This is a genomic window from Aquibium sp. A9E412 (genome assembly GCF_030398335.1).
Taxonomy (GTDB): Bacteria; Pseudomonadota; Alphaproteobacteria; order Rhizobiales; family Rhizobiaceae; genus A9E412.
Genome location: NZ_JAOAOP010000083.1, coordinates 1 through 14,449 on the forward strand (window position 1 = coordinate 1; position 14,449 = coordinate 14,449).

Consider the following 14,449-nt stretch of genomic DNA (forward strand, 5'->3'; position numbering starts at 1 on the left):
CCGCCGCGGCCCGAGCGGGTGACGATCTCCGACAGCTCCTTGAGCGCGTTGATCTGCTCGGTGACCGCACGACGCATCGCCGAGGTCGATTCGCGCGTCTCCTCCGGCAGGTCGAAGACGCCGCGCTTCATCTCGGCGCGCGTCTCCTCGAGCTCGGCGCGGATGGCGGCGGCGGTGCGGCGCATCTCCTCGGTGGCGCCGGCGAAGCGCTGCGTGGCGGTTTCCACCACCTCGTCGATGGTGCTGCGGATGCCGTCGGCGGAATCGCGCGTGCGGCCCTCGGCGGTCTTCAGGATGCGGCCGACATAGTCCTCGAAGGTCGACATCGTGTCCTGCAGCGCCTCGGACTTGCTGACCAGGCCCTCGGCCAGCTCGTTGAGCGCCTGCTGGCGCTGCTGCAGCGTGTCGGCGAGGCCGGACTGGGCGCGGTCGAGCAGGCCGGAGGCGCTCTCCAGCACCTTGCCGTGCTCGTCGAAGCGGCTGGCGATCGACGAGATCTCCTTCAGCGTGCGCTCCGACAGGTCGCTCAGGCGGCCGGAATTGGCGCTGACCAGGCTGGCGGAGTTGGCGAAGGTCTCGGCGGCGCGCTCGGCCCGCTCGGCGAAGCCGCGCGTCGTGCTGTCGAGGTTCTGGTCGATCTCCGACAGGTTGCGCGCCGCCGAGGCGACGAGCGCGTCGAGCCGCTCGCTGGAGGAGGCGAGGCGCTCGAGCAGGTCGCCGACATGGTCGGTGAGGCCGGCGCGGGCGCGCTCGACCGCCTTCAGCGTCTCGCTGGTGCGGCTGGTCAGGGCGCTGACCAGCGCCTCGTTCTCCGCGCGCAGCCGCTCGGCGGTGCGCTCGGTGATCGCCTCGATGCTGCGCTGCAGCTCGCCGCCGCTGTCGGAGAAGCGGTCGACCAGCGGCCGCGCGGTCTCGTCGAGAATGCGCGACAGCTCCGAGGCGCGGCCGGCGAGCACGGTGTTGAGCTCGCGGGTGCGCTCGTCGAGCGACTTGACCGTCTCGCCGGTGCGCCGGCCGATGTGGTCGTTGATGGTGGCGAAGGTCTGGGCGATCGTGTCGGCGGTCGAGATCAGGTCGGCCTGGGTGTGCGAAAGCTGCTGGCTGACCTGCTGGGCGGCCGCCTCGGCGGTCTCCTTGAGGCGCTCCTCGGCGCTGTGCACGCCGCTGCGCAGGTTGCCGGTCAGCGCGCGGGCGCCGTGCGACAGCCGCTCCTCGGCGTCGCCGAGGGCCTGCGAGATGGCGCTGGCGCGGGCCTCGAGCTCGGCCGAGGTCTGGTGCGTGCGCGCCATGATGCGCTGGTCGACCTCCTCGAAGGTGCGCGCCACGTCCTCGGCGCGCGCATGCAGCGTCTCGGCCGTGTGGCCGGTGCGCGCGGCGATCCGGTGGTCGGCCTCCTCGAAGGTGCGGGCGATCGCGTCGGAGCGCTCGGCGAGCGATTCCGAGGTCTGCGCCACGCGCGCGGCGATGCGGTGGTCGATGTCGTCGAAGCGCTGCGCGAAGGCGTCGGCGCGCGCGCCGATGCGCTCGGCCGCGCCGTCGAAGGTGCGGTCGATCTCGTTGATGCGCTCGCCGAGCACCATGCCGGCCCGCTCGACGCCGCTGTTGAGGGCGTCGGAGGTCTTGTCGACGCGCGCGGCGATGCGCTCGTCGATGTCCTCGAAGCGCTCGGCGAAGGCGTCGGCGCGCGCGCCGATGCGGTCGGCGGCGCCGTCGAAGGTGCGGTCGATCTCGTGCACGCGGTGGCTCAACGTCTCGGCGGCCCGCTCGACGCCGCTGTTGAGGGCGTCGGCGGTCTGGTCGACGCGCGCGGCGATGCGGTGGTCGATGTCGTCGAAGCGCTGCGCGAAGGCATCGGCGCGCGCGCCGATGCGCTCGGCGGCGCCGTCGAAGGTGCGGTCGATCTCCTGCACGCGGGCGCCGAGCGCCTGTGCGGCACGCGACACGCCGGCGTCGAGCGCCTTGGCCGTCTCGTCGACGCGCAGCGCGATGCGGCCGTCGACCTGGTCGAAGCGCTCGACGAAGCCGTCCATCCGCTCGCCGATGCGCTCGGCGGCACCGTCGAAGGTGCGGTCGATGTCGGAGATGCGTGCCTCCAGCCGGTCGGCCGCCTGGTCGGTGGTCTGGCCGACCCGCCCCTCGATCTCCTCGAAGCGCTGCGCCGCCGTCTCGGTGCGCGCGACGATGCGCTCGGCGGCGCCGTCGAAGGCGCTGTCGATCTCGGTGATGCGCCGGCCGAGCGTCTGCGCGGCGTTCTCGGCGCTGTCGGCGACGCGGCGGTCGATCGTCTCGAAGCTCTCGGCGATCGCCGTCACCCGGCCGACCGCGCGCTCGGCGGCGCCGTCGAAGGTGCCGTCGATCTCGATGATGCGCTGGCCGAGCGCCTGCGCGGCGTTCTCGGCCGTCTCGGCGATGCGCCGGTCGATGCCGTCGAAGTCGCGCGCCACGGAGGCGACGCGGCCGGCGGCGCGCTCGGCGGCGCCGTCGAAGGTGCTGTCGATCTCGGCGATGCGCTGGCCGATCGCCTCGGACGCCTTCTCCGCGCTCGCCGCCACGCGGCCGTCGATCGCGTCGAAGCGCTCGGCGACCGCCGCCATGCGGCCGACGGCGCGCTCGGCGGCGCCGTCGAAGGTGCTGTCGATCGTCACGATGCGCGCGTCGAGCTTGTCGCCCGCCGCCTCGACGCTCTCGCCGAGCTTGCGGGCCAGATCGTCGGCGCGCGCGCCGATGCGCTCGTCGACGCCGTCGATCACCTTGCCAGCCTCCTCGCTCATCGCGGTGGTCGCCTCGATGACCTTCTCGCGCAGCGTGCCGGCGACGGTGGAGGCGCTGCTTTCGAGCGCCTGGCGGACCTGGCCGACGCCGACCGTGAGCGCCTTCTCCATGGTCGCGGTGCGCTCCTCGATGATGCCGGTCTGCGCCTTGAAGGCCTCGTCGACCCTGGCGAACTCGCCGGAGATCGCCGCGGCGAGCTCCTCGCGGCGCTCGCCGACGCGGGCGATGTCGGCGTCGAGCGAGGCGGCGAAGGCGCCGCGCGTCTCGTCGAGCTTGTTCATCTGGGCGGCGAGCGCGCTCTCCATCGCGGTGCGCGTGGCGGCGAGCTTGGCGATGTCCTCCTCGAAGGCGCCGGCCAGCCGCGTGCGGCCCTCGGAGAAGGCGTTGGCCTGCGCCTCGACGGCCTCGTCGATGCGCGACTGGACCTCGGCCAGCTTCTCGATGTCGGCGTCGAGCGCGGCGGAAAGCTGCGCGCGGCCCTCGCTGAAGCGGCCGACGAAATCGTCGGCGCGCGCCTCGAGCATGACCGAGGTGGAGGCGACCAGGTCGGCCATCTCCTTGTCGATGGCCGTGCGGCCTTCCTCGATGGCGCCCGACAGCTCGCTGCGGCCGCGGCTGAAGGTGTCGGCGATCTCGCGCGAGCGCTCGACCAGCGATTCGTTGATCTGGCGGGCGCGCGCCTCGAGCGCGTCGTTGAGCTTGCGCGTGCCTTCGTCGAGCGCGTGGGCGCGCGTCTCGAACTCCGAGATCAGCGCCTCGCCGCGCGTGGCCAGCGTCTCCTGCAGCGCGCTCGAGCGGCTGTCGAAGGTCTCGCCCAGCGCGCGGGTGGTGTCGCCGAGCAGCGCGTTGAGACCGTCGGTGCGGCTGCGGAACATCTCGTCGAGCGACTGCGAGAGCTGCTCGGTGCGCTCGCCGAGCGCGGCGATGCGCGTGTCGAGCATGCTGGCGACGGCGTCGCCGGACGTGCTCATGTGCTGGCTGATCGCCTGCAGGCGCTCGTCGATCGCCTTGCGGATCTCGTCGCCGCTGCCGTTCATGCGCGCCAGCAGGCTGTCGTTGGATTCGGCCAGCGAGGCGACGAGCTGGCGCGAGGCGCTCTCGACGCTCTGGCGGATCAGGTCGCCGGCCGAGGTCAGCTCCTCGCGAAGCTGCTCGTGCGCGCCGGCGATCGAGGCGCGCACGCGCTCGGCGTGGCTGACGATGCCCTCGCGCTCGCTGCCCAGCCCGTCGACCAGCACGCGGATGCGCGACTCGTTCTCCGAGTAGGCGCGCTCCAGCTCGTTGACCTCGGAATGCACCACGGTCTCGAGCTCGACGGCGCGCGACAGCGTGCGCTCGATGCCGTCGCCCATCGCCTGCACCTCGCGGCGCACGGCCTGGCCGACCGTCATCACCCGGTCCTGGGCCAGCGCCTCGGGCTCGGCCAGGCGGAAGGCGACCTCCGTCATCGACTGCGCGACGAGGCGCATCTCCTGGGCGCGGCGCACCATCACCGCGAAGCCCCAGAACAGGATCACCGGCACGACGATGCCGACGGCCAGGCCGATGGCATAGGGCGCGGCGAGCAGCGCCTCGACCGAGCGGATCTGCCAGATGCCGGGGCCATAGATCACGTCGGCGAGCAGCAGGCCGCCGCCGATCCAGGCCACGGTGAGCAGGGCGGCGAGCCAGTAGGCGGTGCGCGGCGGGCGGGTCTGCAGGCTGCGCTGGAAGGCGCGGTAGTCCTTCTGGCGGTCGTCGTTGGCCGGCGACAGCGGCGTCTGCGTGTTGGCCGGCTGCGGCCGCGCGGCGGCCGCCGGCGCGGCGGCGGCCGTTGCCGGCGCGGTCTCGGCGACGGCCGTTTCGGCCTTGCCGGTCGCTGCGGCCTCGGCCGGCTCGGCGGTGGCGGCCACCGCCTCGTCGGACTGGCCGCCCTCGCGCGCCAGCTCCTCGGCGGCCTGCGAGATCTGCGCCTCGAGGTCGGCCATCGAGGCGGCGACGTCGAGGTCGCCCTCGCGGCCGTCGTCCGCCAGGTCGATGTCGAGCGCGTCTTCGAGCTCCTTGGCGAAGTCGGTGTCGAGGTCTTTCTTGTTCGCTGTGTTGCGCGCCATGCCGCCTTTACCCTGTACTCGCTGCGATGCCCGTCCGGGTGAACCGGTTCTTTCGCTACCGCATATTTGAGGCCTAAACCTGACCGCCGGTATCGTAGTGGCACGGGCCGGTAAAGGGAACATGCATTCGCGGCGATGCGTAAAAGTTTAAACATAGGGTTAACGCCGGCTTCGGCAGAAATTTCCCATTGCGCGCGGTGCGTTAACGGCTTGTCCACGGGTCGCTGCGAGCGTGTCGGGTCATGCGGAGCATCCCCGGGGAGGGAGAGACCATGGCCTTCGGCACCACCGCCAGCATCGCGTTCGACCGGCCGGGCGGCGGGCCCTGCCGGCCCTCGCGCCGGCCTCCCGTCGATCTCGCGCATCTGGCGCGCCAGAGCCTCGGCGACCGGCAGGTCGAGGCGGAGGTCCTGTCGCTGTTCCTCGGCCAGACGGCCACCGTGGCGCAGCGGCTTGCCGCCGCCGGCGCGGCGGAGCGCCGCGCGCTGGCGCACGGGCTGGTCGGCTCGGCGCGCGCCATCGGCGCCTTCGCCATCGCCGACTGCGCGGCCGAGATCGAGGCGCGGCCGCAGGACGCCTCGGCGCTGCGCCGGCTTCCGCGCCTGATCGACGACGTGCGGGAATTCGTCGCGTCGATCAGCCGCTAGGCGGCCCGCGGCGGAGTTGACTCGCGCGGCGGAGTGATTAATGCCGGTGCGGCATTGTCTCCTCCTGACTGCCGGAACCGCCCGATGACCAAGATCTCCATCGTTGCCTTCGACGGCACGACCTTCGACATCGACGCCGAGAACGGCTCGTCGGTGATGGAAAACGCCATCAAGAACGCTGTGCCGGGCATCGAGGCGGAGTGCGGCGGCGCCTGTGCCTGCGCCACCTGCCACGTCTATGTCGACGAGGCCTGGACGGAGGCGGTCGGCCAGCCGGAGCCGATGGAAGAGGACATGCTCGACTTCGCCTACGACGTGCGGCCCAACTCGCGGCTGTCCTGCCAGATCAAGGTCAGCGACGCGCTCGACGGCCTCGTCGTGCGGGTGCCCGAACGCCAGGGCTGAGCGCCGGCGCCCGCCGGCCGCCGGCCGCAACCGACGAAGGACAGCGCCGATGAGCGAGACGACCAAGACCGACGTGCTGATCATCGGGGCCGGCCCGGTCGGCCTGTTCGCGGTGTTCGAGCTCGGCCTGCTCGACCTGAAGTGCCATCTGATCGACATCCTCGACCGGCCCGGCGGCCAGTGCGCCGAGCTCTATCCGGAAAAGCCGATCTACGACATCCCGGCCTGGCCGGTGATTTCCGGCCAGGAGCTGGTCGACCGGCTGATGGAGCAGATCAAGCCGTTCCATCCCGGCTTCACCTTCAGCCGCATGGTCGCCGGCCTGGAACGGCGCGACGACGGCAGCTTCCGGCTGACCACCGACGAGGGCGAGGTGTTCGAGGCGCCGGTGGTGGTGATCGCCGCCGGCGGCGGCTCGTTCCAGCCGAAACGGCCGCCGATCCCCGGCATCGAGGCCTATGAGGGCAGGAGCGTGTTCTACTCCGTGCGCCGCATGGAGGATTTCCGCGACCACGACCTGCTGATCGTCGGCGGCGGCGATTCCGCGCTCGACTGGACGCTCAACCTGCAGCCGGTCGCCAGCAGCCTCACCCTGGTGCACCGGCGGCCGGAGTTCCGCGCCGCGCCGGACAGCGTCAACAAGATGTTCGCCCTCAAGGAGGAGGAGAAGATCGGCTTCCAGGTCGGCCAGGTGACGGCGCTCAAGGGCGAGGCGGGACAGCTCGCCGCGGCCGTCGTCAAGGGGCCGGAGGGCGAGGTCGAGATCGCCTGCACGCGCATGCTGCCCTTCTTCGGCCTGACGATGAAGCTCGGGCCGATCGCCGACTGGGGGCTGGAGCTGCACGAGAACCTGATTCCCGTCGATACCGAGAAGTTCGAGACCTCGGAGCCGGGCATCTTCGCCATCGGCGACATCAACAGCTATCCCGGCAAGCTGAAGCTGATCCTGTCGGGCTTCCACGAGGCAGCGCTGATGGCGCAGGCGGCCAAGCGCATCGTCAACCCCGGCGAGCGCGTGGTGTTCCAGTACACCACGTCGTCGACCAGCCTGCAGAAGAAGCTCGGCGTCGCCTGAAGACGGCGACCGGCCGACGGCGAAAAGGGGATTCGTTGCAGCGCCCTGCAGCCGTTCCTTCAGGTCGCGCGCGAACGGCGCGTTCAGCCCGGGATGCGGCCCGCCTCGATCTGCTCCAGCCGGTAGCGCAGCAGCCGCATGATGCGGCTTTCGAAGTTGATCGTCTCGATGCGGTCGAAGCGGTCCTGCGCGGCGTCGTGCCTGGCCAGGATGCGGTCGGTCGTCGCCTTGGCGTCGGCGGCGAGCGCCTGGCAGTCGCGCCGGCGCGGCAGCCGCTTGAGCGCGGTCTCCAGCTCGCGGGCGTGGTTCTTGGCGATGCTGACGTGGCTTTCCTCGTGCCGCTTGATGTCGCGGGCGAGCGTGTCCCAGATCACCCGCGAATCGCGGTCGGCGCGGCTGCGCATGCGCCAGCGCGGCAGGATGACCTCGGCCTTGACGGAGACGGCGGCGTCGGCGATCCGGCAGCGGCCGTCGCCCTCGGCATAGGACAGCCGCGTGGTGAACTCCATGCGCGTGGCGCCGGCGTGGCGCTCGCCGGTGCTGGCGACATGCGGTCCGTGCGCCATGAGCTGCTGCTCCACCTCCTCGAGCGTCTTGCCGCCGATCGAGAAGTAGCTGTAGCTGCGCGACACGCTGGCGGCGGACGCGCCGGCGGCTGCGGCGGCGAGCAGGGCGAGGGCGAGAAGCGGCGTCTTCATGGCGTGGTCGAAAAGCCTCCGGCGCGCACCTTGCGCCATGTCCGCCGGCGAGGCAATGAACTTCGCGCCGGCAGCCGCGCCGGCACCAGGCAGGAGACGAGGCAGGCATGGCCGACACCCGCACGACACCGCGCCGCTGGCGGCTGGCGCACGGCCGCAGCATCGAGCTGGGGGCGCAGGCGGTGGTGATGGGCATTCTCAACGTCACGCCGGACAGCTTTTCCGACGGCGGCCGCTTCGACGACCTCGGGCGCGCCGTCGCCCAGGCCGAGCGCATGGTGGCCGAGGGCGCGACGATCATCGACGTGGGCGGCGAATCGACCCGGCCGGGCGGCACGCCGATCGGCGCGGCGCAGGAGCAGGCGCGCGTGCTGCCGGTGCTGGAGGCGCTGGCGGCCAGGCTCGACGTCGTGCTGTCGATCGACACCTACCGGTCGGAGACGGCGCGGCTGGCGCTGGCGGCCGGCGCGCACATCGTCAACGACGTGTGGGGGCTGAGCCGCGACCCGGCGCTCGCCGCGCTGGCCGCCGAGACCGGGGCCGGGCTCGTCATCATGCACACCGGGCGCGAGCGGCAGAAGCATCCCGACGTGATCGCCGACCAGCACGTCTTCCTGGAACCGGCGCTCGCGACGGCGCGCGCGGCCGGCGTCGCCGACGCGCAGATCGCGCTCGATCCCGGCTTCGGCTTCGCCAAGGACGCCGACGAGAACCTGGCGCTCGCCGCGCGCTTCGAGGAGCTGGCCGCCTTCGGCCTGCCGCTCGTCGCCGGCACGTCGCGCAAGCGCTTCATCGGCCACGCCACGGGGCGCGAGGGCGGCGCGGCGCGGGCGGCCGGCACGGCGGCGACGAGCGCCATCCTGCGGCTCAAGGGGGCGTCCGTTTTCCGCGTGCACGATGTCGCAATCAACGTCGATGCGCTGCGGATGACGGATGCTATCCTCGCCGCGCGTCCCGGCGGCGCAGAATGACCTGGAGCAGGGACGAGAGCGGCCGATGTATGTGATCCGCATGACCAATTGCGCCTTCTTCGCGCGCCACGGGGTGCATGACGAGGAGGAGACGCTCGGCCAGCGCTTCTACGTGGACGCCGCGCTGACGGTCGATCCCGGGCCGGCGCTGGTCGCCGATTCGATCCGCGACACGGTCGACTACGGCACCGCCTTCCGGGTGATCGAGGAGATCGTCACCGGCAAGCGACGCTACCTGATCGAGGCGCTCGCCTTCGAGGTGGCGCGGGCGCTGTGCCGCGACTTTCCGCAGATCGCGCGCGCCGAGATCACCATCCGCAAGCCGAACGCCCCGGTGGCCGGCGTGCTCGACCATGTCGAGGTGACGGTTGTCTGGCCGCAATAGCCCGGTCGCCGCCTATCTCGGCCTCGGCGGCAATCTCGGCGACCCGGCCGCGGCGATGGCGACCGCGCTGCGCCGGCTCGACGCGCACGCGGCGATCACGGTCGCCGCGGTCTCCTCGCTCTACCGCACGCCGCCCTGGGGCAAGACCGACCAGCCCGATTTCCTCAACGCGGTGGCGCGGCTCGACACGCATCTGGCGCCGCGCGCGCTGCTCGAGGCGCTGCTTGCCGTGGAGCGCGGCCTCGACCGGGTGCGCGGCGAGCGCTGGGGGCCGCGGCCGATCGACCTCGACATCCTGCTTCACGGCACGGCGACGGTCGCCGAGCCGGGGCTGAGCGTGCCGCATCCGCGCATGCTGGAGCGCGCCTTCGTGCTGCTGCCGCTGGCCGAGATCGCGCCGGACCTGCGGGTGGCCGGTGCGGCGATCGCCGCGCATGCGGCGCGGGTCGACGCGAGCGGCGTCGTTCGCCTGCCGGGCGGCGGCGACTGGTGGCGGAAAAAGCAGGGATAGAGCGAAAGCGGCCGCCGGGCGCGGCCGCGCGGGGCCTCAGCGCTCGCGCAGCGCGCCGACCTTGCGCGAATCGAGCCGCTTGAGATTGACGCCGATGACGGGGACCATGTCGTCGGCGACCTTGACGGAGACCGTGACGTGCATGGTGTCGTCGTCGGGCAGGCGGGCGAGCATCGCGCCGTTGAGCGTCTTGCGGTTGAGCGAGAAGATCACCTTCTCGTCGCTGACATTGCCGGCGACGATGTCGAGGCCCTTGCCCTCGGCGCCGTCCATGAAGGTGCCGCGGTAGTGGCGGCCGCGGCGCTCGATGACCGCCGACATCTTCTGCGTGAACATGCCGACGCGGCAGCCGCCGTCGAGCGACATGCCGACCTTGTCGTCCGGCGTGGCGCCGGTGAAGCGGCAGACGAACTTGGTGCCCTTGTACTTGCCGGCGACGATCTCGCCGGGGCCGGACCACTCGCCCTCGACCGACTTGAAGAAGCGGGCGTCGCGCTCGTCGGCCGCGGCCGGCGCGGCCGAGCCGGCGGCCGCGATGGCGGTGGGCAGGAGCGCGGCGAGGAGAGCGCGTTTCATCATCGTTCACCCGGACGGACGGAAGCGGCAACAGGCCCGCGACCATGACCAAGAATGGTTAATGCTTCGTGTGAGCCGTCGGCCAAGCATGCGCCAAGGGCGGCCGCCGTGCAAGCCGGTTTGTCAGCCGTCCGCCGCGCCGCGCTGCTTGCGCCCGGCAAAGGCGGTCAGCGCGTTGAGGAAATCGCCCATGCCCGGCCGCCGGACCGCGGCGAAGGGCAGCGGGCGCGCCACCTCCATGGCGGCGATGCCGATGCGCGCGGTCATCATGCCGTTGACGACGCCCTCGCCGAGGCGGGCCGACAGCCGCGCGGCCAGGCCGTGGCCGACGAGCTGGTGCACCAGGCTGTCGCCGGCGGCGATCGAACCGGTGACGGCGAGATGGGCGAGCACGCCGCGCGCCAGCCGGAAGAAGCCGAGCGTGCCCGGCCGGCCGCCATAGAGCTCGGCCAGCCGGCGGATCAGCCGGCCCGATTCGAACAGCACATAGGCGACGTCGACCAGGGCGCGGGGGCTGACGGCGGTGACCACCGACACGCGCTTGGCCGCGTCGAGCACCAGCTTGCGGGCGCGCCGGTCGAGCGGCGCCAGAAGCTCGGTCTCGGCGAGCCGCACCAGGTCGGCGCCGTCGATCACCTCGCCCTCGAGCTCGGCCAGCGTGCGGCGGCCGCGCGCCGTCTCCGGCTTGCCGGCCACGAAGCCGGCGAGATCGTGCGCCAGCGCCCGGGCGGCGGCGGCGTCGTCGGCCGCCAGCGCGGCGGCGGCGCGCGTGCGCAGCCGCTCGACCGAGGCGAGGCGGGCGAGCGCCATCGCCTCGCGCGCCAGCATCAGCGCGAGCGCGAGGGCCGCGACGGCGGCGAGGCCGGCGCCGAGCCAGCCGAGCCAGTCGGCGCGGGCGAACAGATCGCGCACCAGCCCCTCGACCCACAGGCCGAGCGCCAGCGAGACGAACAGGCCGAAGGCCGCGAGGAAGACCGTGCCGAGCCTTCCGCGGCGGCGCGGCGGGCTGGCCGGCGGCGGATCCTGCGGCGCGGCGGCGGGCTCCTCGAAGACGTCGACGGTGGCCGGAACCGCGCTCGCGAGCTGGTCGAGCGGCGCGGCGCGCGGCGCGCGCGGCGGCGGCTCGGCCGCACTGCCGGTCCGTTCGCGGGGCGCGGCGCGCGCGCTGTCGCGTTTCGGCGCGTCCTTGCCGTCGTCGGCGGGCGCGACGGGAAAGGCGGCGGGGCGGCGCTCACCGGTCATGCCAGGCGGTCTCCGAGCAGGAACTGCAGGGCGCGGTCGAGGCGGATGTGCGGCAGCGACAGCGTGGCGCCGTCGGCGCCGCGCTCGAGGCGCGGCGGGCGGAAGCGGACGAAGCGGATCGGCGGCTCGCCGGCCCGCGCGGCCTGTTCGAGCACGGCCGCCGGCCGCGCCGGCAGGTCGCCGGGGAAGATGGCGGTCTCGCGCTCGCCGTCGAACGCCTCGCCGGCGATCGTCTCGCCGGCGAGCGGCGTGCCGATGATGACGGGCAGGGTGTCGCCGTTCTGTTTGACGGTGCCCTCGCGCGTGGCGCGCACGGCGGCCATCGCCACCACGTCGACCGCCGCACCGGTGAAGTCGGCGCGCGCGATGGCGCGGTCGGCCAGCCGGCGCACGATCGCCTGCAGCCGGTCGTGGCTTTCGTGGTGGATGTGGTCGGCCTTGGTGGCGGCGATCAGGATGCGGTCGATGCGGCGGGCGAACAGGTCGCTGACGAGGTTGCCGCGGCCGGGCCGGAAGCAGGCCAGGATCTCCGTCAGCGCGCGTTCCAGGTCGGCCACCGCGCCGGCGCCCGCATTGAGCGCCTGCATGGCGTCGACCAGCACGATCTGCCGGTCGAGCCGGGTCACGTGCTCGCGGAAGAAGGGCTTGACCACATGCGTCTTGTAGGCCTCGTAGCGGCGCTCCATCATGGCGCGCAGCGAGCCGGGGCGGGCGCGCGCCTGCGGATCGAGGCCGGGCAGCGGGGCGAAGGTGAGGGCCGGCGAGCCCTCCAGGTCGCCCGGCATCAGGAAACGGCCGGGCGGCAGCGTCGACAGCGCGCTGGCATCGGTCTTGCCGGCCCTGAGATAGGCGGCGAAGGCCTCGAACAGGCGGCGCGCCTGCATCTCGTCGGCCTCGGCATCGGCGTCGACCGTGTCGGCCAGCGCGCGCCAGTCGCGCGCCAGCTCGCTGCGCACCGGCAGTTCGGCCAGCTCGAAGGCCTCGCGCGAGAACTCGGCATAGCTCTTGCCGAGCAGCGGCAGGTCGAGCAGCCACTCGCCGGGATAGTCGACGATGTCGATCGACAGCCGGCCGCGCGAGAACAGCCGGCCCCAGCCGGAGGCCGATTCGTAGTCGACGGTGAGCCGCAGCTCGGAGATGGCGCGCGTCGATTCGGGCCAGCGGCGCTCCTCGACCAGCGCGGCGACGTGGTCCTCGTACTGGAAGCGCGGCACCTGGTCGTCGGGCTGGTGCTCGAGATAGGCGCGCGCGATGCGGCCCGATTTCTGCGCCTCGAACAGCGGCAGCCGGCCGCCATGCACCAGGTTGTGCACCAGGGCGGAGATGAAGACGGTCTTGCCGGCGCGCGACAGGCCGGTCACGCCGAGCCTGAGCGTCGGCGCGAACAGGTTTCCCGCGCGCCCGGCCAGCGTGTCGAGCGCGATCAGCGCCTCGTCGGAGAAGGTGGTCAGAGAAGCCAATGAACGGTCACCGCAACGTCGAGCCCACCGATATAGGCATTCGACGCGGCGATGGAAACGTGGCGCGGCTCAGCCGCCGGCCGGCGGCACCAGGAAGGCCTCGAGCCGCGCCTCGCCGGGCGCGGCGGCCGCCAGCGGCCCGGCGAAGGCGAGCACGGCCAGCGCGGCGGTGGGAAAGCCGGTGACCAGCGCCGCGCGCGCCTGCGGGTCGCCGTCGCCCGGCAGCGCCAGCGCCAGGTCCTCCATGTTGGGGTTGTGGCCGACGACCAGCAGCGTGCGCGCCGGGCCGGCGCCGCGGATGGCGTCGAGATAGCCGGTGACGTCGGTGGCGTAGAGCGAATCGCTGAACTCGACCGCCGCCGGCGTCGCGCCGAGCTCGCCGGCCACCCAGTGCCAGGTCTGGCGCGTGCGCAGCGACGAGGAGCACAGCACCCGGTCGGGTAGCAGGCCGGCGGCCAGCATGCGCCGGCCGACCGCGCGGGCCGCCGCGACGCCGGCCGGCAGCAGCGGCCGGTCGAAGTCGCGCATGCCCGGCTTCGGCCAGCCGGCCTTGGCGTGCCTGAGGAGCAGCAGGCGGTGCATTGCGGTCCGGCATCCCCCGTTCGCGCCTGTGCGGCGGCGGACACAAGCAATAGACGGCGCGGCCGCCGCAGGCAACGCGGCCGGCGTTAAGTGCCCGCCGGCGCGTCAAAAAAGCGTCGCGAAGACCCGCTAAAGGCCGGCCTCGCGACCGTGAAACAAGCGCCTAACAAAAGCGTGAGCGCGGTCGCCTTTGCGCTTGTCGGGCCGCAGCACGCCGAATATATAGGCGCCCGGGTTGTAGTTGTGGGGTGAGTCGAATGAGCGAACTCGTTGATACCAATTACGTACCCTCTGAGGACGAGCCGTTTATGAACGAGCGCCAGCGGGCCTATTTTCGCGCCAAGCTGATCGGTTGGAAGAACGACATCCTGCGCGAGGCGCGCGAGACCCTCGAGATCCTGCAGCGCGAGAACGCCAACCATCCCGATCTCGCCGACCGCGCCTCCTCGGAGACCGACCGCGCCATCGAGCTGCGGGCGCGCGACCGCCAGCGCAAGCTGATCTCGAAGATCGACGCGGCGCTGCAGCGCATCGAGGACGGCACCTACGGCTATTGCGAGGAAACCGGCGAGCCGATCGCGCTCAAGCGGCTCGACGCCCGGCCGATCGCCACGCTGTCGATCGAGGCGCAGGAGCGCCACGAGCGGCGCGAGAAGGTCTATCGCGACGACTGAGCGCGCGCTGGCGCCCGCCATCCCTCGTCCCCTCCGCAATCCCGCCGCTTGCCGACGCACCCCGGTCGCGCGGCGTGCCTCTCCCCCTCAGGATCATACGAAGCACGGTCCGGCGCCGGTTCGCCTCGCACGGGATCGCCGATCGGCCCTGACCTGTCGCGCCGGCGCTTTTTTTCAGATAGCGAGCCGGTTTCCGCCTTTGCCTGGAAGCGCCCTAGCGCCGGTCGTGCGACAGCGCGCCGAGCAGCCGGCTCATCTCCTCCTCGAGCGACTTGCCGTCCTCCTGGCGGCGCTCCCGCGCGTCGGCCGGGCGGGGCCCGGGTTGTTCGCCGTGCGCCTGCGGCGCGGGCGGGCGCGGCGC

At 72.6% G+C, this 14,449-nt stretch carries 13 protein-coding genes; 7 read left to right on the top strand and 6 right to left on the bottom strand.

What is annotated here, in order from left to right:
* A partial coding sequence (locus N1F89_RS18760; RefSeq protein ID WP_290085949.1) for a kinesin occupies window positions 1–4,862 on the bottom strand: 4,862 nt, incomplete at its 3' end.
* 272 nt (window positions 4,863–5,134) lie between these two features.
* Between N1F89_RS18760 and N1F89_RS18765 the strand changes: the two genes are divergently transcribed.
* From N1F89_RS18765 to N1F89_RS18775, 3 genes are all read left to right on the top strand, one after another.
* A complete protein-coding gene (locus N1F89_RS18765; protein WP_290085951.1) occupies window positions 5,135–5,509 on the top strand; it encodes an Hpt domain-containing protein in 375 nt (124 codons plus the stop codon).
* Window positions 5,510–5,593: 84 nt separating this feature from the next.
* Window positions 5,594–5,914 carry a 2Fe-2S iron-sulfur cluster-binding protein gene (locus N1F89_RS18770; protein WP_290085953.1) on the top strand — a complete coding sequence of 107 codons (321 nt, stop codon included), beginning with the start codon at window positions 5,594–5,596 and terminating at the stop codon, window positions 5,912–5,914.
* Between the two features lie 49 nt (window positions 5,915–5,963).
* Complete coding sequence (locus N1F89_RS18775) at window positions 5,964–6,989, top strand: NAD(P)/FAD-dependent oxidoreductase (RefSeq protein ID WP_290085954.1); 1,026 nt, start codon at window positions 5,964–5,966, stop codon at window positions 6,987–6,989.
* A gap of 83 nt (window positions 6,990–7,072) precedes the next feature.
* On the opposite strand, the gene N1F89_RS18780 is transcribed toward N1F89_RS18775, so the two are convergent.
* A complete protein-coding gene (locus N1F89_RS18780) occupies window positions 7,073–7,687 on the bottom strand; it encodes a DUF922 domain-containing protein (protein ID WP_290085955.1) in 615 nt (204 codons plus the stop codon).
* A 107-nt stretch (window positions 7,688–7,794) separates the two neighbouring features.
* Here N1F89_RS18780 and folP point away from each other — a divergent pair, with 107 nt between their 5' ends.
* The 3 genes from folP to folK are packed head-to-tail and all read left to right on the top strand — an operon-like array spanning window position 7,795 to window position 9,554.
* Window positions 7,795–8,658, top strand: coding sequence for a dihydropteroate synthase (gene folP, locus N1F89_RS18785; RefSeq protein WP_290085957.1), 864 nt, complete (start codon window positions 7,795–7,797; stop codon window positions 8,656–8,658).
* A 25-nt stretch (window positions 8,659–8,683) separates the two neighbouring features.
* Complete coding sequence (folB, locus tag N1F89_RS18790; RefSeq protein WP_290085958.1) at window positions 8,684–9,043, top strand: dihydroneopterin aldolase; 360 nt, start codon at window positions 8,684–8,686, stop codon at window positions 9,041–9,043.
* Window positions 9,027–9,554 (top strand): 2-amino-4-hydroxy-6-hydroxymethyldihydropteridine diphosphokinase, encoded by a 528-nt coding sequence (gene folK / locus N1F89_RS18795; RefSeq protein ID WP_290085959.1) that lies wholly within the window; start codon window positions 9,027–9,029, stop codon window positions 9,552–9,554. The genes folB and folK overlap by 17 nt, the downstream gene beginning before the upstream one ends.
* Window positions 9,555–9,590: 36 nt before the next feature.
* Here the strand turns inward: folK and N1F89_RS18800 are convergent, their stop codons facing one another.
* From N1F89_RS18800 to N1F89_RS18815, 4 genes are all read right to left on the bottom strand, one after another.
* Window positions 9,591–10,130 (bottom strand): hypothetical protein, encoded by a 540-nt coding sequence (locus N1F89_RS18800; protein WP_290085962.1) that lies wholly within the window; start codon window positions 10,128–10,130, stop codon window positions 9,591–9,593.
* A 123-nt stretch (window positions 10,131–10,253) separates the two neighbouring features.
* Window positions 10,254–11,372: a TIGR01620 family protein gene (locus N1F89_RS18805; RefSeq protein ID WP_290085963.1), complete on the bottom strand. Its 1,119-nt coding sequence runs from the start codon at window positions 11,370–11,372 to the stop codon at window positions 10,254–10,256.
* Complete coding sequence (locus N1F89_RS18810; RefSeq protein ID WP_290085964.1) at window positions 11,369–12,832, bottom strand: YcjX family protein; 1,464 nt, start codon at window positions 12,830–12,832, stop codon at window positions 11,369–11,371. The genes N1F89_RS18805 and N1F89_RS18810 overlap by 4 nt, the downstream gene beginning before the upstream one ends.
* Before the next feature lie 69 nt (window positions 12,833–12,901).
* Complete coding sequence (locus tag N1F89_RS18815) at window positions 12,902–13,414, bottom strand: histidine phosphatase family protein (RefSeq protein ID WP_290085965.1); 513 nt, start codon at window positions 13,412–13,414, stop codon at window positions 12,902–12,904.
* Between the two features lie 257 nt (window positions 13,415–13,671).
* On the opposite strand from N1F89_RS18815, the gene dksA reads away from it, so the two are divergent.
* Entirely contained in the window at window positions 13,672–14,088 is a 417-nt protein-coding gene (gene dksA, locus N1F89_RS18820) for an RNA polymerase-binding protein DksA (protein WP_290085966.1), read from the top strand.
* Window positions 14,089–14,449 lie beyond the last annotated feature (361 nt).

Excerpts from the sequence above, each read along its gene's own strand:
- N1F89_RS18765 (WP_290085951.1), top strand. The coding sequence starts at position 5,135 with ATGGCCTTCGGCACCACCGCCAGCATCGCGTTCGACCGGCCGGGCGGC.
- N1F89_RS18770 (WP_290085953.1), top strand. The coding sequence starts at position 5,594 with ATGACCAAGATCTCCATCGTTGCCTTCGACGGCACGACCTTCGACATC.
- N1F89_RS18775 (WP_290085954.1), top strand. The coding sequence starts at position 5,964 with ATGAGCGAGACGACCAAGACCGACGTGCTGATCATCGGGGCCGGCCCG.
- N1F89_RS18780 (WP_290085955.1), bottom strand. The coding sequence starts at position 7,687 with ATGAAGACGCCGCTTCTCGCCCTCGCCCTGCTCGCCGCCGCAGCCGCC.
- folP (WP_290085957.1), top strand. The coding sequence starts at position 7,795 with ATGGCCGACACCCGCACGACACCGCGCCGCTGGCGGCTGGCGCACGGC.
- folB (WP_290085958.1), top strand. The coding sequence starts at position 8,684 with ATGTATGTGATCCGCATGACCAATTGCGCCTTCTTCGCGCGCCACGGG.
- N1F89_RS18800 (WP_290085962.1), bottom strand. The coding sequence starts at position 10,130 with ATGAAACGCGCTCTCCTCGCCGCGCTCCTGCCCACCGCCATCGCGGCC.
- N1F89_RS18805 (WP_290085963.1), bottom strand. The coding sequence starts at position 11,372 with ATGACCGGTGAGCGCCGCCCCGCCGCCTTTCCCGTCGCGCCCGCCGAC.
- N1F89_RS18815 (WP_290085965.1), bottom strand. The coding sequence starts at position 13,414 with ATGCACCGCCTGCTGCTCCTCAGGCACGCCAAGGCCGGCTGGCCGAAG.
- dksA (WP_290085966.1), top strand. The coding sequence starts at position 13,672 with ATGAGCGAACTCGTTGATACCAATTACGTACCCTCTGAGGACGAGCCG.